The following is a 23,348-nucleotide window of genomic DNA, read 5'->3' as shown; positions in this document are numbered from 1 at the left end:
GCCTGCTTTTGCAAGCAGGCTTGGCTTAGATATGGGCAAACTTTTATACTGAATAGTAAAAGCTTGTTTGTAATTTTCTACTCAAGGACAGTAGTTAATATTTAGTAATTATTAAGACTGCTTAGAACTTAATCGCTTACGGGCTAAAGTAACTGCTTTGACATTTTCGGTAATTAAAGCTACTTGACCACATAATCCGACTAGATTACTTACTCTTTTCATGTTTCCAGTATCTTTCTCTTGGTATGAAACTATACCTAATATAAAACCAGCGACAAATACGTATCCAAGAATTTTTAGATTATTTACTCCTCTGTTGAGATAAATCATGGTAGCAAAAGGAAGAAAAAATGTTAACACACCAGCAACGATAGGGCTTTTTTGTGCTAGTTCTTCAGTTCTGCTTATATCTCTTTTAGTGGGGAGGAAAGGATTCCAAGGAGAATCTGGGGTTTGGTTTTGATTAAAGTCAGTTGCCATTTTTTTAACAGTACTTTTAACAAGCAATTAGTTATCTTGGATACCTTAATAATTCAACAGAAACATCATTCTTGGCTTCAGAGTCAACACGGTTTTTATTTACAATTTTTTGTAAGGTGGTAAGTTAAATTACTTATAATAATATTTAAATAAGTAATACATAATACTAAAATTTTCACAAAACCTCTTCCCGTTGGCGTCAGCCTGCCGTTAGGCAAGCGGAGAGAGGCTTTGAAACCCCCACTCCACACTCAGTTATAATTACTGGCTTGACGAGTAAACATTAAGTGATACTGTCCGCCTAGTGCGATGAGTTCGTCATGAGTGCCTACCTCGATAATTTGACCGTGTTCTAGTTATTTGCCTAAGAGAGTTTCCAAACCGTGATCGAGGTTTTGAATTACTCCAGCTAAACCAGCCTTGGCGATCGCTGAGGTGATAGCGTCGTCATCCTGCATTTTAGGTAAATCCTCAAAGGCAACATTCTCCCGCACAGTAGTCGAAAAACGAGCGTAATCTTGTACAACTACATCAATCCGCGATCGCAAATCTTCTAACGGGAGCGAGCGAAAATCTTGCCCATTCCAAATAATCGCACCTTGGCTAGGGTCATAAAGGCGACACAATAGCTTTGCTAAAGTGGTCTTGCCAGCACCATTCTCACCCATTAGTACAATCATCTTGTTGGGGTGAATCGTTAGGTTGATGTTTTTTAGGATTGGGCGTGGTTTACCGTCGTAGGCATCGTTATTGGGATAAGTAAAGGACAGATTTTTGATGTAAATACCTGTCTGTGATGCTTGATACTCAGTTCCATTTAGACCTGATAAAGCTTGCCGATGATGATTCCCATTTCTTTGAAAGTTCCAATTCTTAACAGCTGATTCCCTGACTTCTCCCCATGCCTTTGTTAAAGTTATTGATGCTAGCGATCGCATCACTCACCAAATTCACCAGCATTGAACCCGCAATACTGGAGAGTAGCAAAGGTTGGGAAAGTATCAGGGCGATAGCATTCTGCGTTGTCCCGATGCTCAATAAGCGGGTAATTTCATCAATGATCACCTTGTTGAGCCAAATGGCGATCGCTGGGCTTGAACCACCCAGTAATGTCAAAATTGTCACGTAGAGTAGCTCCTTTGGAACTACTTGCATTACCGTTGCCACACTTCGGCGAAATGCTTGAAATGGATAAATTTAAATTATTTGCATATAGTTTAAAGTAGCAAATAATCGCAAAATTCCCAGACTTTGTGATCTCAATTTCAACGAGTAGCAAATGCGATCGCACTGATATCAAGCTAATAGCAAACATTAGCGTAGGCGTAGCCCGCCGCAGGCATCGCACAGGTGAGTGATATCATGTCCATCACTTCAAAGAGGGGTAAGGGGCAGATTAAACTAGATAAATTAGCGCGTGTACGCACTATAATTAAGCTGCAAGGCAGCTGCACGCAGAGAAACATAGAAAAACTTGATCGCATCACGCTTAATCCTAATATTTGCTTGGGACAACCGACAATTCGGGGTATGCGAATCACTGTTAGTGTCATCCTCAAGATGCTAGCGAATAGTAAGTCCGTTGCAGAGGTATTACAAGCCTATCCAGAACTAGAAGCTGAAGATATTCAACAGGCACTCAAATACGCCGCTTTGGTTGTTTCCGATCAAATTCAGATAGTCCCAACTGCTTGAGAAACACCTGTAAATGATATCAAGCTACTAGCAGACATGAACATTTCACCTCAGACTGTAGCTGCGTTGCAGGGGGAAGGATGGGATATTATTCGAGTCTCTGATGTTTTGCCTGCAACTACATCCGATTTGAAAATCTTAGAATTTGCCCGCTAGGAAAATAGAGTTGTTGTAACTCAAGATTTAGACTTTTCTATGCTGCTAGCCTTGGGAGGCTACAATCAACCAAGCTTAGTCACCTTGAGATTATCATTAACACTTAAGGAATGTCCACAGGTTGCCACTAGTAACACTACCGTAGTAGGTTTTCCGTTTTTAGCATTAAACCTTTGGGCGGCGATCATTTCTGCAATACACTGCCCCAAACCACCTTTGAAATTTTCCTTTTTGGCTTCCACAATCACCACTGCTGGGGCTTCAATAAATAACTGTTCTAGCAAAAGGCTAATCATAAAGTCGCAAAATTCCGCCAGTCCAACTTCTGGTTCAACATTAAATTCTTCTCCAGAAAAAAAACTGATTTGTCTGTTGAGAATTTTTCGCATTTCAAACAATATTGGGCTGATAATCAATTCTGATCTAGCTTTCCAGAACCCATTGCAATTGCTAACTGGATACTTTCTGCTAAAAATTCAGCCAGCATCGGACTTGGCAAGATTGGTTCTATAGGGGGCAAAAATCGCCCACCTTCTACTAGGGTGAGGTTAAAGTCTTGTTTTACTTTTCTCAAACAAAACTTTTTATAAGACATTCAGTCTACCCCTAACCCCTCTCCGTTTCGGAGAGGGGTTAGGGGTAGAGGTTACGCCGGATAAATCCGCAATCTTCTATTTGGTTCTTCACCAAAACTATGCGACTTGAGGCGATAATGTTCTACCAACTCATGTTGCATTTTGCGGACTTGCGGAGAACGCGGCAATAACTCGACTGGCTGTCCTTTAGGAATCACAATTTGCTCAACAGCAAGTCTGGCTTCTTCAAGAGCATCCATCTCATCATCACTACCACTGTGCAAAAACAGTTGCAGTTCGCGGTCATCAGCCATTTCTGGGTCGTCCATGTTCAGCAACCGCCGCAAACCACGGGTAATTTGGGGAATGGTGCTGGACTTAATCATGTGGATGGGTACATGACGGGCTTTGGCCATTTGGCGTAATTTGGCGTGGTTTTTGACGTGCGATCGCAGTGCTAAAATTGCATCAGCACTATCTATGTCTTTTGTCAATACCACAGGTAAAGTTAGCACGCTGATTACCTGTTCTAGTTGGTGGCGGCTGACGCCATAGGGGTAAACATGCAGTGGCAAATCTTCACCATTAGGCCCTGGCTGTCTGGTAGCAGCACCTAAATCAATGCTCTCCGAATAATTGAAGGATTCATCCAGCAAACGGTCAAACTCACTCCGCCCAGTCACCCGCTCTACTGGTAATTGCGGCAGTGCTACCATTTGCCCAGATGAACGCCAGCCATTAGACGGTCGCGCCGGTGGGAAAGATTCCTCCACTGTCGCTAGCTGTCCAGCGCGACCGTTGACAACGGCTAACTGCCTTGTAACCCCGACTTTGCCGTGGTCATCAACGGTTCTCGTTTGTGGGGTAGGCTGACGCCCCCGCAGCAGATTATCCACTGTGTCAGCAACACTTTCGTGTACTGTCCAGCGTTGCCGTTCCAACATTTCCACAGCAATCTCGAAGGTAGGAGGCGCTTTCCGCTCCAAAACAGTTTTTTGAGAACCCCGGCGTCTGGCTTCGTCGTCTCCCAGTGTTACAGCTTGGATACCTCCAACTAAATCAGCAAGGGTGGGGTTTTTAATTAGATTTTCTATCTGATTCCCGTGGGCAGTACCTACCAACTGTACACCCCGTTCAGCAATGGTACGAGCCGCTAAAGCTTCCAGTTCCGTGCCAATTTCATCAATGACAATGACTTCTGGCATATGGTTTTCCACTGCCTCAATCATCACCTGATGCTGTTGTTCTGGATGAGCCACTTGCATCCGCCTAGCGCGACCAATGGCGGGGTGGGCAACATCACCATCCCCAGCTATTTCGTTAGAGGTGTCAATAATCACCACTCGCTTATCCAGTTCATCCGCCAAAACACGGGCAATTTCCCGTAAGGCAGTAGTTTTGCCCACGCCTGGACGCCCCAGCATGAGAATCGATTTACCAGTTTCTACCAAATCGCGGATCATGCCAATGGTTCCGAATACCGCCCGACCAACGCGACAGGTCAAGCCAATAATCTTACCCGTGCGATTGCGGATGGCGCTGATCCGATGCAAAGTTTGCTCAATTCCTGCCCGATTATCTCCGCCAAAGATTCCGACTCGTTGAATGCAATCATCTATCTGTTCTTGAGTAACGGGTACTTCGCTCAGATACTCAGCTTGATTGGGAAAGCGAGCCTCTGGGCGACGACCCAAATCCAAAACCACTTCTACTAAACTATCTCGTTTGGGATGACTCTCTAGTACTTGTTGCAAATCTTGGGGCAAAATGTCTAATAACTTTTGGAGATCGTCTGTAATCGTCATGCTTTATATGGTGACGGAAACAACAGCAAATGAATACTTTCAGCCTTTAACTGTTCTCAAGCGCTCACTTCATGCTCAAACTCCCTACCTTGACTATACGAGCATCAATTATTAGTATAACTCGACACTCAGTGTTTATGCTTAACAAATGCTCACTCTCTCAACCTATCGGGGAATGAGGGACAAAAGCATACCTCTATCTTATATCTCTAAAGTTGTTGAAGTAATAGTCTAAGAACTTTCACTACGTGGAACCTACAAAAAAAACCAACCTTTTTAGGGTCGAAGACTAGGTGCGTTACGGTTGTAAACTGATTTACTGATTTAGCAGTGCGATAGCTATCTCAAGCTGCATTTTAGCCTTGTGCAGGTTGAGTAAGTTCTCTTGATCCTATCGCTCCTGCTGTGACTTGATCTGGGAAACGAGAGAATGGGCAAGTTCTACAGCTTGCCAAAGTAATCCGTCATCTTCTTCTAAGCGAACAGTCACCTTAATATTGGTGTTACTTACCTCCTTATTCTCTAATTGATCGAGAATCGGTGACAGCAGTACACGCGCGTAGCTACCGTAGGCGACCCCGGCAATTTTGGATTTTGGACTTTCCTGCGGAACGCTACGCCTAGCTTGCTTCCCCGTAGGGGTACGGCATGAGCGCTCAGTCGAGCGATTTTGGATTTCAGATTGGGGATTGGCGTCTTCTAATCCAAAATCTAAAATCGGCAATCTAAAATCGTTTAGCAGTCCCATTGCCTTTAACTTAGCAACGGTATAGCTATTAGTGCCGCCTGCTAACTGCACATATCCCGGTAATTTAGCTGCCAAAACTTTTTGCCCTAATTTCACCGCGGCTATTGTAGTGCCATCGCCAATATCGCCGCTCATGGGGCGACCGTCGGTTTGCCATATTAAAGCACTCTTGAGTGGGGCAATCAGGTCATATACTGCTTTTAGGTAGTCTGTCATCCCATCGCCATCGGGACAGCTGATGGCTAGTACCTTTAATTGGTCGGCCCACGGTGAAATTGCTTGCCACAATCGCTGAAATTCTGCTAACCGCCCTACTTGTGTATGGATTTCTAGGGCATCTACTCCCGTTGACATTATCAATGGCGCGATCGCTCCCGGCGTTGTCACATATGAAGATGTATAAATTATACCATATGGACAAATTGGTATGCAACGACCGCAGCCATAGCACTTTTGGGATACTACTCCCGAAAAGTCTTCTTTTTTATTGTTAAATATGATTGCTTGTGCCGGACAAATCCGTTCACAGGGTCTTGGGCAATCTGTAGGACACTCTGTAGGATTAAATTCTGCTTTCCGAAAATGGGGGTCTTCTCCATCGTTCAGGCTGACCATCAAAAAGGGTGAATTGCCTTTGTAGTCAAAGCCTCGCTTTTGGGCATCTCTAGCAAGAGTTCTGGCTACTTGTAGCGCTGCTTGCGCCGCTGCAATTACCGCCGGATCAGCTGCAACATCTATACAGTCAGCGCCCGCCAAAGTATAGGCTAACGTTAAATTTCTGACTGCCGACAAATGCTGGAAGCTAGCTCCGCAGATCAGCTTGAACCAGTCACCTTGTTTGAGAGATTGTAAAGGGGCGAATAGATCAGTCACACTTACTTGATGTTCTGGTTTCAAAAGCTCTCAACTTGTACAAAAATCTATATTTAACTACAACAATTTTAAAATTTTCACGCAAATAAATGATAAAACAAAAAAATTTACTTTGTATTTTTTATTTCAAATAAATGTTAATTTTATTATGGAAGTATGTTAACCTCATCGCCGATTTGTAAAATTTTTCCGGCTGACGATGGGGGTAATTGGGTATTGACACTCAATCTGTAAAAGTGATTAAAAGGCGATGAAGCAACCCAATCTGGCAAAGTTGCTTGCCGCTGGTTCGCAAAGATTTTTTGAAAGTTTGGGTAAGCTTCCCCTAAGTAAGAATCGCGTGTTGGGACTATACAACGCTGACATGGCTTAACCCCAAAAAAGTGGACATCTCCCACTTGAAAGGAAAATAAATCACCTTGTTCACTAAATAGCTGATCTTCCCAAAATGCTGGTACACCATCAATCTCAATGTTGGCACGCATCCGACGGCGCATTTCATCTACACTTAAACCGGGAAACCAAGAAGCTACCTCTGCCAACGTTGCTGTACTAATTACTGTTGAACCTGGTGCAGATGTATCGTCAGGAAAGCCCATCAGAGAGTTTTGCCTCAATGTGACAGCAAACCCAAAAAAATCGCTCAAAGTTGCTTCTAGCGCTTGCCGTTCGTCATCTAGATGAAAAATTTGTTGTGAGTCGCCGCCTGGAATTTGTAGCGAGATAGTTCTATTGAAGAGTGCAAATTGCGCCCTTAGTAAATGGATTTTAGCATGACGCTTGGCATTGACAAATTTACCCTGTTCGTCAAAAATGGCAAACTCACGGTCATACTGTAGTGCGCCACTGGCAAGAACTTCAGCGTTTTCAACTTCAACACCATCCAGTGACTTAACTGGATACACTAAAATCTTGGCTAGGTAAGGCATCATAGCAATTTTGGATTTTAGATTTTGCAAAAAGTTGTAAGGACCACTGCGTTGCGCGGGTTAAGAGCGTTGTAACAAGTCCCTCCGTAGTAAACTTTTCAAGACAAATTTTAGATTAAAGATTGGTGATTTAGCAGTACCAATCTAAAATTCTTTTGTTACTTATCCACCTTAGGAATAAGAATTAAATAACATACAATTTATGTCCCTGACTTATCTCACCCTCAATCCCTCTCCGATATATTGGAGAGGGAAGCAAGATAGAGGATGAAGTTTTGCATTTTATTTAATCCACGTTCCTTAGTAATATTAATTTATGGATATAGTGGCGATTTATCTATTCCTCCAACATGATTTAGAGGCCAGAAGCGAACTACAGCCCGTCCAATAATATTCTGGCGGGGGACAACACCCCAGCAGCGGCCATCATAACTATTGTTACGATTGTCACCTAATACTAAGTATGAATCGGCTGGTATAGTCTGGAGTTTCGCCAAAAAAGGTGGCTGTGGCCCTGATTGGCAAACATCAATTACTGTACTCTGCCCAGAACTGAGGTAATTGGCTTCTGAGAGGGGTTTGTTGTTGATATAGACTTTGCCATCTCTAAGTTGTACTTTTTCTCCAGGTAAGCCAATTACCCGTTTAATAAAAGCATCCTGGTATTGTTCTTTTTGTAGTTCTTGTGTAGGCGAGAATACTACTATATCTCCCCTCTGCGGGTCAGCAAATTTATATTTCAACTTATCGACAATGATTTTGTCTGCCTCCCACTGGTTTGGCGTACCATGCAGAGTAGGTTCCATCGATCCAGAAGGAATCCAGCGTGCTTCAGCAACAAATGTACGAATTCCCAGAGCTAGAACAATGCTCAATACAATTGTTCTACCTAGCTCTGCGATCCAAGAATTATCAGGTTGTTGACTAGAATTGTTATCAGGCACTTGATTTTGCATGAAATTACTTAACTGAACGAAAGATGTAGGTAATTAACTCGCCTAGTGAGACTTTATTTGTTAATCTTAACGGGAAAACTTTAATTTCCTAATCATGTTCGCATCTTGACTACCAATTTTAGATTGTGGATTTGAGATTTGGGATTGGGGGTGTCTCTTATGGATCATGACTCGCCTTTGATGGGTGAAACCAATGTAAAATCCCCAAGCCGCATCCCTTCTAGGGTACAGTCAATACAAAATCCTAAATCTAAAATCTAAAATTGATTGACGGGCTTCTTCATAAATTAAAAATAAACTTTTTTTTAACACACAGCAAAAATTGGTTACTCCGAGCGCGAATAAGTTTAATCTAAAAGCATGGTTCTCTGTAATACATAGCTCCCTGTCTGAACAAAGTTAACTCTATGTCATCCCCACAAAATTTACTGATTCGCCGCGCTCGCATAATTCTACCCAATGGTGAACTGATGATTGGGGATGTGTTGACGCGCGATCGCCAAATAGTCGAAGTTGCCCCAGAAATCTCCCAAACAGCACTAGCCACTGAAATTGACGCACAAGGGTTAACTTTGTTGCCAGGAGTTATCGATCCGCAGGTGCATTTCCGGGAACCTGGACTAGAACATAAGGAAGATTTATTCACCGCCAGTTGTGCCTGTGCTAAAGGTGGAGTCACTTCTTTTTTAGAAATGCCCAATACGCGCCCCCTGACGACGACACAGCAGGCTTTAGACGAAAAGCTAGAACGTGCCTCCCACAAGTGCTTGGTTAATTATGGCTTTTTTATTGGGGCAACACCAGAGAATCTTCCAGATTTGCTTTTGGCAAAGCCAACACCAGGAATTAAGATTTTCATGGGGTCGATGCATGGTCAGTTGCTGGTTGATGGCGAAACAGCACTCTCGGCGATATTTGCTAAAGGCTCACGCTTGATTGCCGTTCATGCCGAAGACCAAGCTAGAATCAACCAACGACGCCAAGAATTTGCCAACATTCACGATCCAGCTGTTCACTCGCAAATTCAAGATAATCAAGCGGCAATGCTTGCAACCCAACTGGCATTAAAACTTTCTCAAAAATATCAACGTCGTCTGCATATTCTGCACATGTCAACTGCCGAGGAAGCAGATTTGCTGCGTCAGGAGAAACCTAGTTGGGTAACAGCAGAGGTGACACCACAGCATTTGTTGTTGAATACTAGTGCTTATGAGAAGATTGGTACATTAGCACAGATGAATCCACCTTTGCGATCGCCCCACGATAACGAAGTTCTCTGGCAAGCTTTGCGCGATGGCGTGATTGATTTCGTCGCTACAGATCACGCGCCGCACACTTTAGAAGAAAAAGCTCAAGAATACCCCAATAGTCCTTCGGGAATGCCTGGGGTGGAAACTTCCCTAGCTTTAATGTTAACTGCGGCGATCGAGGGAAAGTGTACTGTTGCTCAAGTTGTCAACTGGATGTCTAAAGCTGTAGCTGTGGCCTATGGTATTCCCAATAAAGGAGCGATCGCACCTGGTTACGATGCTGATTTAGTGCTTGTAGATTTAAACACATACCGTCCAGTCCGGCGCGAGGAACTTTTAACTAAGTGCCGTTGGAGTCCCTTTGAAGGCTGGAACCTCACCGGCTGGGCTACAACCACCATTGTCGGTGGTGAGATAGTTTATGATAAAGGCCAGGTAAATACGCAAGTCCGGGGTCAAGCTTTAACTTTCTTATAGCAAATATTTATTTAAGCTTACGTAATAGATAAATAATTATACATCAAAGTCATACTTTAACTGGCAAGATTTTCATCTACCAGAGTTAAGGTTAGTAGTCTGTCAAGTTTAAATTGATGGGTAAGCAAGTTCGTAGTTAGGACTTTAGTGCTTATTTTCTAAGTATTAAAGTGCTTACTACAAACCCTCAAAACTAGCTTGACAAAGTACTAAACCTTGCTTAATTAATTAACTTGTCGCTTTATCCGAAATTGCGACTTGAAACCTTGAATTTATTTAGGTAAAAAACAGTTTCTGTACCCGCGGCCACTCTCAATACAGTTCAGATCAGAAGACCCCCACTTCCATTTACCCCCTCTCTAAAAAGTAAATGGAGGAAAATAGCCCCTTTTCCTTTGGAAAGCAGTGCATTGCAAAAGAATTCTGTCAGAACTTTCGAGAGTTCCTTCCCTTGTTGTACTTCAAAGGAGAATCTGCTATGAAAGCAACTGCAATGGGTTGAGGGATTTTCGAGAGCTAAACAAGATAATGGAACCTAGAAATAATTAAGGAGAATTGCTTATGTCCTTCAAAATTTTGGCTTTAGACGGTGGCGGTATTCGTGGAGTCATTACAGCACGAATACTTCAACAAGTAGAACAAGAAATAAGAAATCAGGGGAAAGGAAACTTTTTACACGAATACTTTGACCTGATTGCTGGCACTTCTACCGGTTCAATATTAGCAGGAGGGATTGCTATAGGAAAGGAGAGTGATGAACTGATTAAACTGTATAGAGATAGAGGTAAAGATATATTTCCGCCAGATAGAAAAGAACGCTATAAAAACTTGCCGTCTATCATCAAATCAATTATTGATGTATTTTCAGCACCTAAATATTCTCATGATGGAATTATTAGTGCCCTCAAAGATGCGTATAAATCCACAAGAATAAAGGATATTGAAAAACCTATTATCTTGATTCTTGCTTACGATACGCTATATCGTAATACAACCTTTTTTACAAATTGTCATCCCGATCTAGGAGACAGATGGTACGATGACTGTTATTTATGGGAGATATGTACCGCTTCTGCCTCAGCTCCCACTTTTTTTCCACCATATAAATTAGAACCTGTAGATAAAGAAAAATTTGGTGATTGGGAATTCCCACACATTGATGGAGGAGTTTCTGCTAATAACCCCTCTCTTGCAGCTTTGAGTCTAGTTATGAGGATCAGTCAGTCTTCAGTTTCTCCAACAATTAAGCAAAAATATAAACTTGATAATCTGCGATTGGAAGATATTTCTATCCTTTCTATTGGTACAGGTCAAACTGGTGAACCATATCAATATGAGCAAATAAGCAAATGGAGAGGCTTAGACTGGGTACAACATATTTCTAATATCTTTATGGAACCTACATCTGAGATTGGTAGTACGATTTGCCGACAAATCATGGGTGGATACGATTCTAAACGTTACTTACGGCTTCAGTTTGACTTAAATGAGACATTTAAACCCAAGCCAAAAGAGACTTATAAAGATCCTCGGATTGTATTACCTCCAGAAGATCGGAAAAACCGATTTACAGGGCAAAAAGTCACTGAAGAAATAGATAACGCTAGTTCGGAGATTCTTCAGCAGTTAATAGATACTACCTCTGCATTCATTGATAAAGGTCTTACGTACTATACCAGAGACGACTCCGGTTCTCAGGTGAAAAAGGCGATCGCTTCTTTCATTAGAGATAACTAGTGCATCCACGTAGGCATATTAACCTCAAATAATTTAGGAGAAAATATCTCGTGTTTCTACGATAATTATGTAGAAACACGAGATATTTTATTTTAATTGTTTTTGACATCAGTGCTAATTACAGATGTGAACATAAAAATCATTTGCTAGTTAAACTTATTTAAAATAATTTAAAAATTTCTCAAATAATTTCTTTATTTGTATATATTTTGAATCTAGCTTGGGAATACTAAGTGTAAGGAAAGTTAGACAAATTATACAGAACTTGATTGTTGTTTAACTTTTCTCTTTTAGCTTTCGCTGCTAAATAATCCAGATTGCTTTTAACTGAACCTGATTGCAAAATATCTGCTGTTGAACAATTATTTCATTTATTTTTGGTTGAGATAACAATGTTAGTAATTTACAATGGTGAGCGTGGTAGTGGCAGATAGGACGAGTGGGGAGTTCTCCCTCGACTATTTGCAGAAATTTTCTAGTGTTATGATCAAAAAAGTGAAATCCCCCGTATTTAAGTCGGGAGATGAGCTTAAATCGCGGCAATGACTTCGCTAATGGTACAATTGAATGGTATAAGTTCGACTTGACGTGTACCCCCATGCCCATAAGTCAAACTCACACTTAGATAACTATCTGGCTTGTAGGGTAATCGTTCCGCCCATTCAACTGCCACAATTCCTGGTATGACCTCAACACCTTCCCAGTAACTTTCTAAATTCAGGGCTGCAACTTCTTGTGGTTCTAAGCGATATAGATCTAGATGGTAAAGGGGGAGGCGTCCTTCCGTGTACTCATTAATCAGGGTAAAAGTGGGACTGACAATAGGTTCAGTGATTCCCAAACCCTTGCCAATACCTTGAACTAGGGTAGTTTTTCCAGCACCTAAATCACCTTCTAGTAAAATTACACTGCCAGGAGTTAGGGATTCACTGAGAGTAATACCTAAGCGTAGCATCGCCTCTGTATCTGCAAGAAAGATTTTCATAATTAGTCAAGAGTCAAGAGCAAAGCCGGAGACTTGCGTTGCCTCCGGTTAAGAGTCAAGAGCTAGCTCACTATGAACTTTGGACTATTAACTCATCTTCCATGATGAGCTCTACCGTACCACCGCAACAACACTTGTGCTAGTTTCTGTGGATTGTGACGGACAAAACCCGTTTCATCTTCATACAAAACATTAGCTGGAACAATCCTTCGCCCTAGCTGAGTTACGGCTTCTCTATCCAGGAAAACGGGATGGGAGTTTTGTTGGGCGTAGCGGATGAGTGATTGCTCCGAGGGGGGTTTTTTATGTATTAGCACAGCATCGAATAGCCGTCTTTGCCCACAAGCAGCATCAATTGCTCTGATGTGATCGGCAACAGTGTAGCCTTCGGTTTCACCTGGTTGAGTCATTATATTGCAGATATAAATACGGGGGACATTTGTTTGAGCGATCGCATCGGCAATTTCTGGTACTAGTAAATTAGGAATCAGGCTAGTATAAAGACTACCTGGGCCAATAATGATGTAATCAGCTTCTTTAAGTGCCTTAATAGCTGCTGGGACTGCTGGGGGATTAGCTGGAATACAGCCAATTTTGACAATTTTACCGCCAGCTTTGGGAATGCTAGACTCCCCATCAATGCGGCGACCATCGGCTAATTCTGCCCAAAGGCGAACATCACTGAGAGTTGCTGGTAGTACTTGTCCCCGTACCGCTAGCACTTTGGAACTGGCTGCAACTGCTTGTTCTAAATCTCCAGTAATATCGCTCATTGCCGTTAAAAACAAATTGCCAAAACTGTGACCCGTCAACCCATCTCCAGCCCGAAAGCGGTATTGAAACAATTCTGTTAATAACTTTTCTTCATCTGCTAGTGCAGCCAAACAATTGCGAATATCCCCTGGTGGTAGTACTCCAAATTCTTGACGCAACCGCCCAGAAGATCCACCATCATCGGCTACAGTCACAATAGCAGTAATATTAGCGCTATAGGTTTTCAGTCCCCTCAACAACGTAGAAAGTCCCGTACCCCCACCAATTACCACTATTTTCGGGCCTCGGTACAATCGATGATGTGCCAGCAAGACATCGATAAGTTCTTCTCCGCCTTCTGCTCTTAATACCTTAGTAATTGAGCTTACAGTGCGAGTTTGCCCCCAAAGCACTAACAGCAAGCCGCCAAGCAGCACCAAAGGCCCACTGATATAGTTGGGTAAGAAGTTGGTGATTACTCCCAGAAAATTCTTAAACAACTCGATCATCCAAAAAATTGGGGTCAGCTTAATCCAAATAGCTAACCCCAAACTCGTTAGCAGTACACCCCCAACACTGATCAACAACCAACGTTTTACCGATAGTCCAGGGGATAACCATTTGAACCACTGATTAACCCGATAGGAAGTACGAGAGCGCGACTGCTTTTGCAGGGCGTTGAGGGCTTGTCTGAGAAAACCAATTGACATACCTGATTTGGAGCAGTGCTACAAACAATAATTAACAGAAAATGTACACCACTTGGTTTTAAACACCAGGCGTGGAACTATTATATTTGTCAATTCCTTTAGACTAAGAGCAAGTCGTGAAGATTGCCAGTATTCCTAGTTAAACAATACCCTGGCTTGGTAAAAGTGAATTTAATGGAAAAACGAATTTTAGGATTAGATCCAGGACTGGCAATTTTAGGATTTGGGGTAATTACCTGCACACAAATTCCCAACAAAGTGCAAGAGAGTACAGTAAATATGCTGGATTTTGGGGTGATCAAAACGTCAGCAGATGTAGAAATGGGACAGCGCCTATGTACCTTGTTTGATGATTTACATACCCTGATGGAGGAATTTAAACCAGATTTAGTAGCGATCGAGAAACTATTCTTCTATCGGATGTCAAGTACAATCCTGGTAGCACAGGCGCGGGGTGTACTCATTTTAGTGTTAGGGCAGCGTCGTCTTCCCTACGTAGAGTTTACTCCGGCTCAAATTAAGCAAGCTTTAACAGGCTATGGTAATGCTGATAAGTTAGATGTGCAAGAGGCGGTGGCGCGGGAGTTGGATTTAGATGAAATTCCCAAGCCTGATGATGCTGCGGATGCTTTGGCAGTAGCTTTGACGGCTTCGTATCAGTTGTAAGTGTATATACAAACAATAAAGTTCTTAAATGAACAATAAACTTTTTAAATTAGAATACATTCGTCAAAATCAAGACGCTCTCTACGAGACGCTAAAAGCGAACGTGGACTCGCTACCGTTACGCTATCAGTGAGAGATTCAGACTCGACACTGATTGTTTTGCACCAAATTTAAAATTTGGTATTGTGTTTCACCGTTTATTCAGCGTTTTTTTCAAAAATCAAATCGAATTGCTATAGCTTTATACACAAGTATATTCAAGCGTACAGAAGTGGTACAATAATTATGAGTACTCAATCGTAGAGAAATTTTAGACTTGCCACAGCGCTAGAGCTACTAGATATACAAAAACTTTCTCCGGCACAAAATATTAGGTTATAAAAAACACGTAAAATTCCATAATGTACTGAGACAAATGCCATCACACGATATTGGCTGAAGATGCTTTAAATAAATCATTAGCATTTAAAAATAGCTTACTCAGTTTCTAAGTAGTTCCGAAACGAGATGTTGCAATAATGTCAAATTGAATAATTCTTATTTGATGTGTGTAAGCTCCTATGGTCAAGCGATCGCTCCAAGGATCAGAAAGTGGGATTCAAGAAGCCAAAAAAGCGTTCGCTCATAAGGGCTGGACACAAGACAATTTGGCTTTTGAAGTCAACTTAAAGACTCGCCAACCAATTTGGCGGTTTTTTACTGGGCGTCCGGTTGAGCGTCATATCTTTATAGAAATTTGTTCGGTGTTGTCGTTGAACTGGCGGGAGATTGCGGCTAATCCTCCAGAAGAATTTACTGAATCAAAAGAACTTGGTGCTGAATTTTTAGATATTGATGCTCTAGTACAACAAGTGCGATCGCAACGCTTTGAGAAAATTGAAGACCAGTGCGGCACTTTGCAGTTATTAGATATTAGTCGCCCTGTTAGAATCGACGACATTTACATCGATGTTAACATTTTGGAGGAGATTGCAAACCTTCAGTGGCTAGAGTTTGATGACTTGCAAAATTTTACGTCAAAAGAATTTGATCGCTTTGGCTTAGGTGAGGTATCCCAGACACAAATCGCGGGTATTAATGCAGTTGAAACTTATTCAAAGCTGCGGGTGTTGGGAAAACCAGGAGCAGGTAAAACTACCTTTTTGCAATATCTAGCGATTCAATGCAACCGAGGTAGATTTGCCGCAAATCGGGTGACCATTTTTGTTACCTTAAGGGATTTTGCAGACGAATCTAGAGAAGCAGGAGAATTCCATTTACTCAACTATATTTGCAAGGAATTCCTCACCTCTGGGATTTCAGATGCATCTGTGGTTGAAACTTTGTTGTTGGAAGGCAGAGTGTTGCTGTTGCTGGATGGATTAGATGAAGTACTCGAGCAATACAGCAACGCTGTCGTCAACGAGATTCGCAGACTCTCTGAAAAGTACCAAAAGAATATGTTTGTCGTGACTTGCCGCACGGGGGCTAAAGCTTCCAGCCTCAGACGCTTCACAGATGTCGAAATTGCCCCATTTACCTCTGAGCAAATTGTTGCCTTTGCTCATAAGTGGTTTAGAGCACTCACAAAAACGAATGTCCACCAGAGGCATGAACAGGCAGTTGAGTTTACCCTGAAACTAGATTTGCCCGAAAACTTACAATTTCGGAGACTTGTCGTCAACCCTTTATTTTTGCACCTCGCTTGCTGGGTTTTTGACCAGCAGAACAAATTCCCAATCCAAAAAGCTGCGTTTTATAAGCAATGTTTAGACCTTTTGCTGGTCAAATGGGACGCAACTAAAGCAATTGAGCGGGATGAAGTGTACCAAGGTTTTTTATTACCACAAAAGCTGAAGTTGCTAAGTCAAATTGCAAGCGCCACATTTGAGCAGGGTAATTACTTTTTTGAACAACGCATTGTTGAGCAATACATTGGCGACTATATCCGTGATTTGCCGAATGCTTCGACAGAACCAGAGGAATTGCAATTAGATAGTGAAGGGGTATTTAAGGCAATAGAGTTGCAACATGGATTACTGGCAGAACGAGTGCGGGGGATTTTTTCCTTCTCTTATTTGACGTTTCAAGAATACCTGACTGCTCGACAAATCGTTGCCAGTCATAATTTACAACCCTTAGAACAACCCTTAGAACGTCTGGTGAGTCATATTACTGAACCCCGGTGGCGTGAAATCTTTTTGTTAACGGTTGCCATGCTGCGGAGTGCAGATTTCCTGGTACAGTTGATGAAGCAACAAGTTGATGCGCTAGTGGCTGAAGATCCATATTTGCAAAAATTCTTAACTTGGGCAAGCCAAAAGTCCCTTGTCGCTCCCCCCCAGCCTGCTGCAATTCGGGCGTTTTACCTTGCCCTAGCTAGGACTCCTCACCTTATTACCCCACCCTTTGCTCTTGCCTGCATCCTTGATCAGAGTATTTTTTTGGATGCGGCATTGGACAAGCTAGTAATGGAATGCACTATTGACAGCAAATCTAATTTTGGCAATGCCCTAGTCTGCGACTATGCTTTGAGTAATGCTTTAGCGATTGTTCAAGATGCTGACTTACATCAAGCTTTACAACAACTTAAAGACCTACTGCCCGATCCAAAACAAAGTAAAGAAAGGTTTCAGACATGGTGGCAAAAAAGTTTCCCTGCCTGGCTGGAGCAGTTAAAGGCGGTGATCGCCAAGCATCGAAACATTGAGCATCACTGGCACTTCAGTCCTGAGCAACAGCAAGTATTGCAACAATATTACTATGCCAATCAGTTGCTTATCGATTGCCTCAATAGCAACTGTCAGGTAACAGACGTTGTGCGGCAGGAGATTGAAGCTAGTTTGTTCTTGCCGATAAAAGAACTCTCTCAGCGAGAATGGCAGGGATTGTGAGAATCAACTTAGGTTAAAACAATTCGCAATTCGCTTTTTCTTAATGACGCTCGTTCCGACGCTCGTTCCTCGCTAACGCTGCGCTATCGCTGCGCGAATGCTAACGCAATTACGTTTTGTGTCGGGGTCTAAATCCCCGTCACAAAACCTGCTGCCAGTAGAGACAGGGGACTTAAAGCCCCACTACTTGTTAATAGGACTTACGCAATAACTCTCTGAAACCTTATTCCTTCTTGTCCTTTGCGTCCTTTGCGGTTCGTTTTTTCATGATTTTGCGTAAGTCCTGGTTAAATCAGATTTTATGCCGCAAATCTGCCTCATTGAGGAATATCATCGTTTCTGCACCAACTCTGCCAAAGTCAGGCTCTAGCCCTAATGCCATCTCAATGAGATACGTCCATGTGCCAGATTCAGGTGTGTAGCTGCGTACAATCCCTTCTCCACCAACAAAGCTCACCCATTGAGTATTGCGAAACTTAGGTACTTTCATGAAGGTTGCAATCATGCTTTTGATTCCTCAATTCATAGTTCATACTTTCTGTTTTAGGATAAAAAATCAAATATATTTTGTATCTTTTTAAGTAAAAATGTCAAATATTATCTATAACTTTTGAATGTTTTAGGGGCAAATTATACAATTCATACGTAATTGAAACGTTTGCTTCAACATGATTTTTGACAACAGCATGTCAGCCCCTTTGGGGAAGTCAAAAATCAAAAGTCAAAAGTCAAAAGTAACAACCCCATAAAGAAATTTAGGGGCTTGTACCTTTTTCTTTCTGGTCAAGCTAATTGCTAGCAACAGATTGATTGTAGAATCCGCCGTTATGACTGTAATGATTAGATAGTTTATCTGCCGACTATATATAGCGGTTCTCATTTTGGTGCAGTACAGTTTTGACCTCTCTCCTAAGAAGAGAGAGGCTTTGAATCTTACTCCCCAACGCTAGCAGGGAAGGGGTTGGGGGTTAGGTCTGTATTGGACTCAACTGCAAACCGCTATAAACAAAATTCTGGTGTTTTTATGTCAATTACACTCGTCATATTGAGATATTTCAGATTAAAAATATTCCAAATTGCTACTTTAAGGTGTTGTTTTTCAGGAGAAAAACTCTTGTTTAAAGCACTATTAAAAGCTCAACTAAAAATTTATACAATGAGGTTGTCTAGTGCAATATGCTTGGTTTAAGGATAATTGTAGGTTGGGTTGAGGAACGAAACCCATCTACGCAAAATCAGGTTTTTAGCTCTAACCCAAGCGTATTGTTTCTAGTGTAGTTTTAGTAAATAAAATTGCTGACGATCGCCTACTTACTAAAAATTTTCCGGCTCAATTTGTCAACTGAGTCAGCGGTACATCCACTCATTCATCTGGCTCGGAGTCCACACAAGTTTGCAATCATCAATACCAATTGAGTCGGGTCAATCGGTTTAGCTATATGCATTTGGAAACCAGCATCAATTGCCATTTGCTGCCCTTGTTCGCTGACATAGGCAGTGATTGCCACTGCTGGAATTTGTCCCTCCGCAGAGGCGTCAAGCGCTCTCACCTGACGAATCAAGGAGTAACCATCTTCCTCTGGCATCCCAATATCTGCTAGAAGCAGATTATATCTATCAGGAGATTCAGTTAGAGCAGCGATCGCTTCCCTTGCCGATGTCACAACCACTACTTCAGCCCCGAAGTCTTCTAACATCCACTTGATTAAGTCGCGGCTGTCTGCTTGATCATCTACAGCTAGGATGCACAGCCCTTCAAGGGTAAGGGATGGATTTTTACCATTTAATGTGTCCATCCCTGACAAAATGGTCGGCTCTAAATAAGTTGGCGGTATAATTTCCGGTGGCATTGAGCGCAGAGGCAGCCTAACGGTAATCATGGTTCCTTGTCCCTCGCCTGGACTTTGCGCTTGAACTGTTCCACCGTGAAGTTCTATAAGATGACGGACAATTGACAAGCCCAATCCAAGTCCCTGAATTGCTTTGCTGCTGCTAGAATTTCCTTGGCGGAAGCGCTCAAACACATACGGCAGCAAGTCTGCCGAAATGCCAATTCCTGTGTCACTGACTTGAATCTGGGCGTGAGTATCTACAGGTTCGAGGGTGATTTCCACTCGCCCACCGACTGGAGTGAACTTAATCGCGTTAGAAAATAAATTCCATAGAACTTGCTGTAAGCGATCAAAATCTCCGATAACCGTCGCCGAGTTCAACTGTGAAAGAATTTGAATGCTTTTCGCCTCTGCGGACAATTTGACAGACTCGATGGCGACATCCACTACTGAAACTAGATCAATTAGACGAGTGTTTAAATGAAGCTTTCCACTCGTAATCCGTGAAACATCCAGCATATCATCAATTAACTGAGCTTGCACCCTAGCACTCCGCTCCACCACTTCCCAGGCACGAGTGATTGCTGCTTGATCTAGTTCCCGGGTGCGCCAGAGTTGCGCCCAGCCCAGTATAATATTGAGCGGGTTACGAAGTTCATGGGAAAGGTTCGACAGGAATTCATCTTTAGCTCGGTTGGCAATTTGGGCCTGTTGACGAGCTGACTGCTCTTGTGCTAGAAGATTTGATCGCTCTACCTCAAATTGCTTGCGCTCGGTGATATCTTCAATCGCCAGCAAAATCATTTGAGCATCTCCCTGTTGAATAATTTTCCAACCATTGAGCAGCATAGTTTTTTGCCCAATCCGCTCAAAAAGATGCTCTATCTGCAAGTTGTCAATACTGGTATCATTGGTGAGAATGTCTTCTAAGAGCGATCGCAGTCCGGGCAGGTTCCACTGACCGTTGCCTAGTTCAAAAATTAAAGATTGCGCTGTCTGTGATGGTGAAACTTGAAACGTTTCATAAAACGAGCGATTGGCTTTGTTCACCCGCAAATCAGAATCAAGCACGATTAACGGTATTTGTACTGTCTCCACAATCCCTTCAGCGTAATTCCGGGCTTGTTCTAAGGTTGCTGCACTGCGTTTGAGAACATCAATATCTATTAACACCAACACTACACCGTCAATCTGGTTTTCTATGGTGCGATAAGGACGGATGCGGAGGTTGTACCAATGTCCCCCTAGAGTTTGGACTTCTAATTCTTTGATGCTGAGTGTGTCAAGCACATCTAAAATTAGAGGTTCTAAGTCAGGAATATCGAGATTCGTTCTGATGTCGCTCAAGGGTCGTCCAGCATCGGCGGGAATTAAATTGAAAAGCCGTTGCCCCATTGGCGTAAAACGTCGAATGCGTAAGTCCGAAGTCAATATCAAAATTGGGATATTGATACTGGCCAGCAAATTCGTCAGATCGTTGTTGACTTGGTGTAATTCCAGATTTCGAAAGCGAAGTTCTTCATTGGTTGTGTTGAGTTCTTCGTTGGTTGCCTGAATCTCTTCTTTGGCAGTTTCTAGCTCCTCATTGGTGCTTTGCAACTCTTCATTACTAGAGAGGATTTCTTCATTGGCAACTTTCAGGTCTTGATTGATATGCTCCTGCTCTTGGATTAGCGCTTGCAGATAGTCTTGAGTCGCAGCCTGCTCTTGCTTGGCGGTTGCAAGTTCCTGCTTAAGCCGAACAATCTCACGCTCTAAGTCTGGCTGCTCTGGGCTCTCACGATTAAAAGAGCTAAGGTTGTTAACCGTGGGTGGAGCTTGTTCAAATAAAACCAGAAAGTAGAGTTCTTCGTCAGTCTTAGGCTTGAATGGAATCACCTCAAGATTGACGATTTTTGAAAGCTCACTCTCTTCAATCCGTAACCCTTCCCTTCTAACTATAATTTTTTGCTGTTGTGCCTGATAAATTGTGGTGCGTAGCTCGACGAGCAAGCCGGAGCGCACCATTTGGAATAAGTTGAGACTTGGTTTGCCAGGTGCAAGTTTGAGGTAGAGATCGATTTCTCCCCTAAATTGCAGCACCTCCATATTGTCGTTGATCACCACACCTACTGGGGCATAGCGACTCAAGATCAGTTGGTCAGTTTTTTTCTCTAAGTCAAACTCATCCGATGGATTTGAATTCCCAGGTTGAGGTTCGTCCAGTTTTGCGATCGGATAATTGCTGGTAACGAACGAAAGAATTGGACGATTTGCGGTTAGCTTCTTGGCATAGATTTTATGCCTTTTGTCAATCACAGTAAACAACTCCGAATATTTACCTATGCTTTCTGAAGTCCCTAGCAGTAAAAAGCCAGTTGGCTTGAGACTGTAATGAAAGATGGGCAGTATCCGTTTTTGCAACGTTTCGTCTAAATAAATCAGTACATTCCGACAGCTAATTAAATCTAAGTTGGAAAAAGGGGGGTCACTGCCCAAGTCTTGTCGAGCAAACACACACAGGTCGCGGACAGCTTTGTTAATTTGATATCTACCGCCCTCAAGAGTATTAAAGAATCTGCGGCGGCGCTCTGGTGAGACTTCCACCATTTGATTTTCTGCATAAATGCCGGATCTGGCTTTGTCAATTGCCATCTCGCTGATGTCTGTGGCAAAAATCTGGATCGGCGGCGAGGTTAATTTATGCGACAAAAACTCCAGCAAGGAGATGGCGATCGAATAGACCTCCTCGCCTGTCGAACACCCTGCCACCCAAATCCGAATCGGCAATGCCGGCTTGGAGAGCATGATCGTGGGAAAGACTCGCTCTTTCAACTGTTGAAATACTTCGGTGTCGCGGAAAAAATAGGTGACGTGGATCAGAATTTCTTCATAGAGCGCTCTGACTTCAGCCGGATTCTCTTGTAGATACAGGGTATAATCCTCTAATCGTTCTAGTTTGTACAACAGCATTCGCCGCTGGATTCGGCGATCAAGCGTATTGGGTTTGTAGTGGCTGAAGTCAACGCCAAGTGCCGATCGCAATAACGCAAAAATAGTCGCCAGGGCATCTCCCACTTCGGGCAATTTCTCAGGCGTTATCAGCGGCTGTGAGTTAGAAATAAAAGGACTACGACTGAGGTTTGCCAGTTCCTCGGCAATTTTTCCAGGCGGTAGCACAAAATCGACATTCCCTGTGGCAACAGCGGTATTGGGCATACTATCGAATTTGGCCGTGTCTTCACACTGAGCAAAAGTCACACCTCCGGCTGCCTTAATTGCCTTCAGTCCTAGTGAACCGTCTCCATCCGCTCCAGATAATACCACTGCGATCGCTTTGCGCCCTTGCTCCGTTGCCAATGAACTAAAGAACGCATCAGCAGGCATATATTTCCCATGAACTTTCTCTCGCGGCATCAGTTGCAACACCCCACCAGACAAGATCATCTTAGTATTAGGCGGAATGATGTAGACTTGGTTTGGTTCTACAGTCACCCCGGATTGCACTTCCTTGACAGGCATTTGAGTTACTCTCGCCAGAATCTCGCTTAACAGACTCCTGTGGTTAGGGTCTAAGTGTTGAATCAGCACAAATGCCATTCCTGTATCGGTAAGCAAATGCTTGAGTAACTGCATAAATGCCTCTAATCCACCCGCAGAGGCGGCAATGCCTACGATGGGAAATAAAGCATTTATATTCTCAAGCTGCTTTACGTCCAACGGTTCATTAGCGGCAGATTCAGATGCAGTTTGCTCAGAGGGTTGATCAGATGTCATAGGATGAAATTTAGTACTGCAATGGTTTGGCAGCTAAGGTTTATATTTTGGGTCAGTTTACTTACTTGCCCAGTATTTATTAAGAGTTGGAG

General features: G+C 42.7%; 19 protein-coding genes. 6 read left to right on the top strand and 13 right to left on the bottom strand.

Annotated elements, in window-relative coordinates:
- Positions 1–111: 111 nt before the first annotated feature.
- The 3 genes from Q0541_RS22785 to Q0541_RS22775 form a co-directional block, all read right to left on the bottom strand.
- Positions 112–480, bottom strand: a complete 369-nt coding sequence (locus Q0541_RS22785; protein WP_298915754.1) for a hypothetical protein — start codon at positions 478–480, stop codon at positions 112–114.
- Between the two features lie 356 nt (positions 481–836).
- Positions 837–1,418 carry an ABC transporter ATP-binding protein gene (locus Q0541_RS22780; RefSeq protein WP_298915804.1) on the bottom strand — a complete coding sequence of 194 codons (582 nt, stop codon included), beginning with the start codon at positions 1,416–1,418 and terminating at the stop codon, positions 837–839.
- Positions 1,354–1,635 carry a hypothetical protein gene (locus Q0541_RS22775; RefSeq protein ID WP_298915751.1) on the bottom strand — a complete coding sequence of 94 codons (282 nt, stop codon included), beginning with the start codon at positions 1,633–1,635 and terminating at the stop codon, positions 1,354–1,356. The genes Q0541_RS22780 and Q0541_RS22775 overlap by 65 nt, the downstream gene beginning before the upstream one ends.
- Positions 1,636–1,842: 207 nt before the next feature.
- On the opposite strand from Q0541_RS22775, the gene Q0541_RS22770 reads away from it, so the two are divergent.
- Together Q0541_RS22770 and Q0541_RS22765 are read left to right on the top strand one after the other, a co-directional pair.
- Entirely contained in the window at positions 1,843–2,175 is a 333-nt protein-coding gene (locus Q0541_RS22770) for a DUF433 domain-containing protein (protein WP_366941919.1), read from the top strand.
- Between the two features lie 18 nt (positions 2,176–2,193).
- Positions 2,194–2,331, top strand: a complete 138-nt coding sequence (locus tag Q0541_RS22765) for a DUF5615 family PIN-like protein (protein ID WP_298915798.1) — start codon at positions 2,194–2,196, stop codon at positions 2,329–2,331.
- Between the two features lie 65 nt (positions 2,332–2,396).
- Here the strand turns inward: Q0541_RS22765 and Q0541_RS34570 are convergent, their stop codons facing one another.
- The 6 genes from Q0541_RS34570 to lepB all read right to left on the bottom strand — a co-directional run bounded on the left by Q0541_RS34570 (position 2,397) and on the right by lepB (position 8,217).
- Positions 2,397–2,747, bottom strand: coding sequence for a hypothetical protein (locus Q0541_RS34570; RefSeq protein WP_366941918.1), 351 nt, complete (start codon positions 2,745–2,747; stop codon positions 2,397–2,399).
- Positions 2,744–2,926, bottom strand: coding sequence for a hypothetical protein (locus Q0541_RS34565; RefSeq protein ID WP_366941917.1), 183 nt, complete (start codon positions 2,924–2,926; stop codon positions 2,744–2,746). The genes Q0541_RS34570 and Q0541_RS34565 overlap by 4 nt, the downstream gene beginning before the upstream one ends.
- Before the next feature lie 51 nt (positions 2,927–2,977).
- The gene (locus Q0541_RS22755; RefSeq protein ID WP_298915749.1) at positions 2,978–4,711 is read right to left on the bottom strand and encodes a R3H domain-containing nucleic acid-binding protein; all 1,734 of its coding nucleotides are present in this window, start codon (positions 4,709–4,711) and stop codon (positions 2,978–2,980) included.
- 391 nt (positions 4,712–5,102) lie between these two features.
- Positions 5,103–6,332, bottom strand: coding sequence for a circadian clock protein LdpA (gene ldpA / locus Q0541_RS22750; RefSeq protein WP_298915746.1), 1,230 nt, complete (start codon positions 6,330–6,332; stop codon positions 5,103–5,105).
- A 146-nt stretch (positions 6,333–6,478) separates the two neighbouring features.
- Complete coding sequence (locus tag Q0541_RS22745; protein WP_298915796.1) at positions 6,479–7,261, bottom strand: MOSC N-terminal beta barrel domain-containing protein; 783 nt, start codon at positions 7,259–7,261, stop codon at positions 6,479–6,481.
- Between the two features lie 314 nt (positions 7,262–7,575).
- The gene (lepB, locus tag Q0541_RS22740) at positions 7,576–8,217 is read right to left on the bottom strand and encodes a signal peptidase I (protein ID WP_298915744.1); all 642 of its coding nucleotides are present in this window, start codon (positions 8,215–8,217) and stop codon (positions 7,576–7,578) included.
- A 407-nt stretch (positions 8,218–8,624) separates the two neighbouring features.
- Here lepB and Q0541_RS22735 point away from each other — a divergent pair, with 407 nt between their 5' ends.
- Together Q0541_RS22735 and Q0541_RS22730 are read left to right on the top strand one after the other, a co-directional pair.
- Positions 8,625–9,944, top strand: coding sequence for a dihydroorotase (locus tag Q0541_RS22735; protein ID WP_298915740.1), 1,320 nt, complete (start codon positions 8,625–8,627; stop codon positions 9,942–9,944).
- A gap of 561 nt (positions 9,945–10,505) precedes the next feature.
- Positions 10,506–11,681, top strand: coding sequence for a patatin-like phospholipase family protein (locus tag Q0541_RS22730; protein WP_298915737.1), 1,176 nt, complete (start codon positions 10,506–10,508; stop codon positions 11,679–11,681).
- 529 nt (positions 11,682–12,210) lie between these two features.
- On the opposite strand, the gene tsaE is transcribed toward Q0541_RS22730, so the two are convergent.
- Together tsaE and Q0541_RS22720 are read right to left on the bottom strand one after the other, a co-directional pair.
- Positions 12,211–12,666 (bottom strand): tRNA (adenosine(37)-N6)-threonylcarbamoyltransferase complex ATPase subunit type 1 TsaE, encoded by a 456-nt coding sequence (tsaE, locus tag Q0541_RS22725; RefSeq protein ID WP_298915734.1) that lies wholly within the window; start codon positions 12,664–12,666, stop codon positions 12,211–12,213.
- A gap of 92 nt (positions 12,667–12,758) precedes the next feature.
- Positions 12,759–14,129, bottom strand: a complete 1,371-nt coding sequence (locus Q0541_RS22720; RefSeq protein ID WP_298915731.1) for a gluconeogenesis factor YvcK family protein — start codon at positions 14,127–14,129, stop codon at positions 12,759–12,761.
- Positions 14,130–14,303: 174 nt separating this feature from the next.
- On the opposite strand from Q0541_RS22720, the gene ruvC reads away from it, so the two are divergent.
- Positions 14,304–14,795: a crossover junction endodeoxyribonuclease RuvC gene (gene ruvC, locus Q0541_RS22715; RefSeq protein ID WP_298915728.1), complete on the top strand. Its 492-nt coding sequence runs from the start codon at positions 14,304–14,306 to the stop codon at positions 14,793–14,795.
- 560 nt (positions 14,796–15,355) lie between these two features.
- Positions 15,356–17,668, top strand: a complete 2,313-nt coding sequence (locus Q0541_RS22710; protein WP_298915725.1) for an NACHT domain-containing NTPase — start codon at positions 15,356–15,358, stop codon at positions 17,666–17,668.
- Between the two features lie 292 nt (positions 17,669–17,960).
- Here the strand turns inward: Q0541_RS22710 and Q0541_RS22705 are convergent, their stop codons facing one another.
- Both Q0541_RS22705 and Q0541_RS22700 read right to left on the bottom strand, forming a co-directional pair.
- Positions 17,961–18,173, bottom strand: a complete 213-nt coding sequence (locus Q0541_RS22705) for a hypothetical protein (protein WP_298915722.1) — start codon at positions 18,171–18,173, stop codon at positions 17,961–17,963.
- A gap of 862 nt (positions 18,174–19,035) precedes the next feature.
- A complete protein-coding gene (locus Q0541_RS22700) occupies positions 19,036–23,256 on the bottom strand; it encodes a chemotaxis protein CheB (RefSeq protein WP_298915719.1) in 4,221 nt (1,406 codons plus the stop codon).
- Positions 23,257–23,348 lie beyond the last annotated feature (92 nt).

Source organism: uncultured Nostoc sp. (genome assembly GCF_937863485.1).
GTDB lineage: Bacteria > Cyanobacteriota > Cyanobacteriia > Cyanobacteriales > Nostocaceae > Nostoc.
Note: the sequence above shows the minus strand (reverse complement) of the source record. Positions and strands in the feature narration are given on the sequence as shown.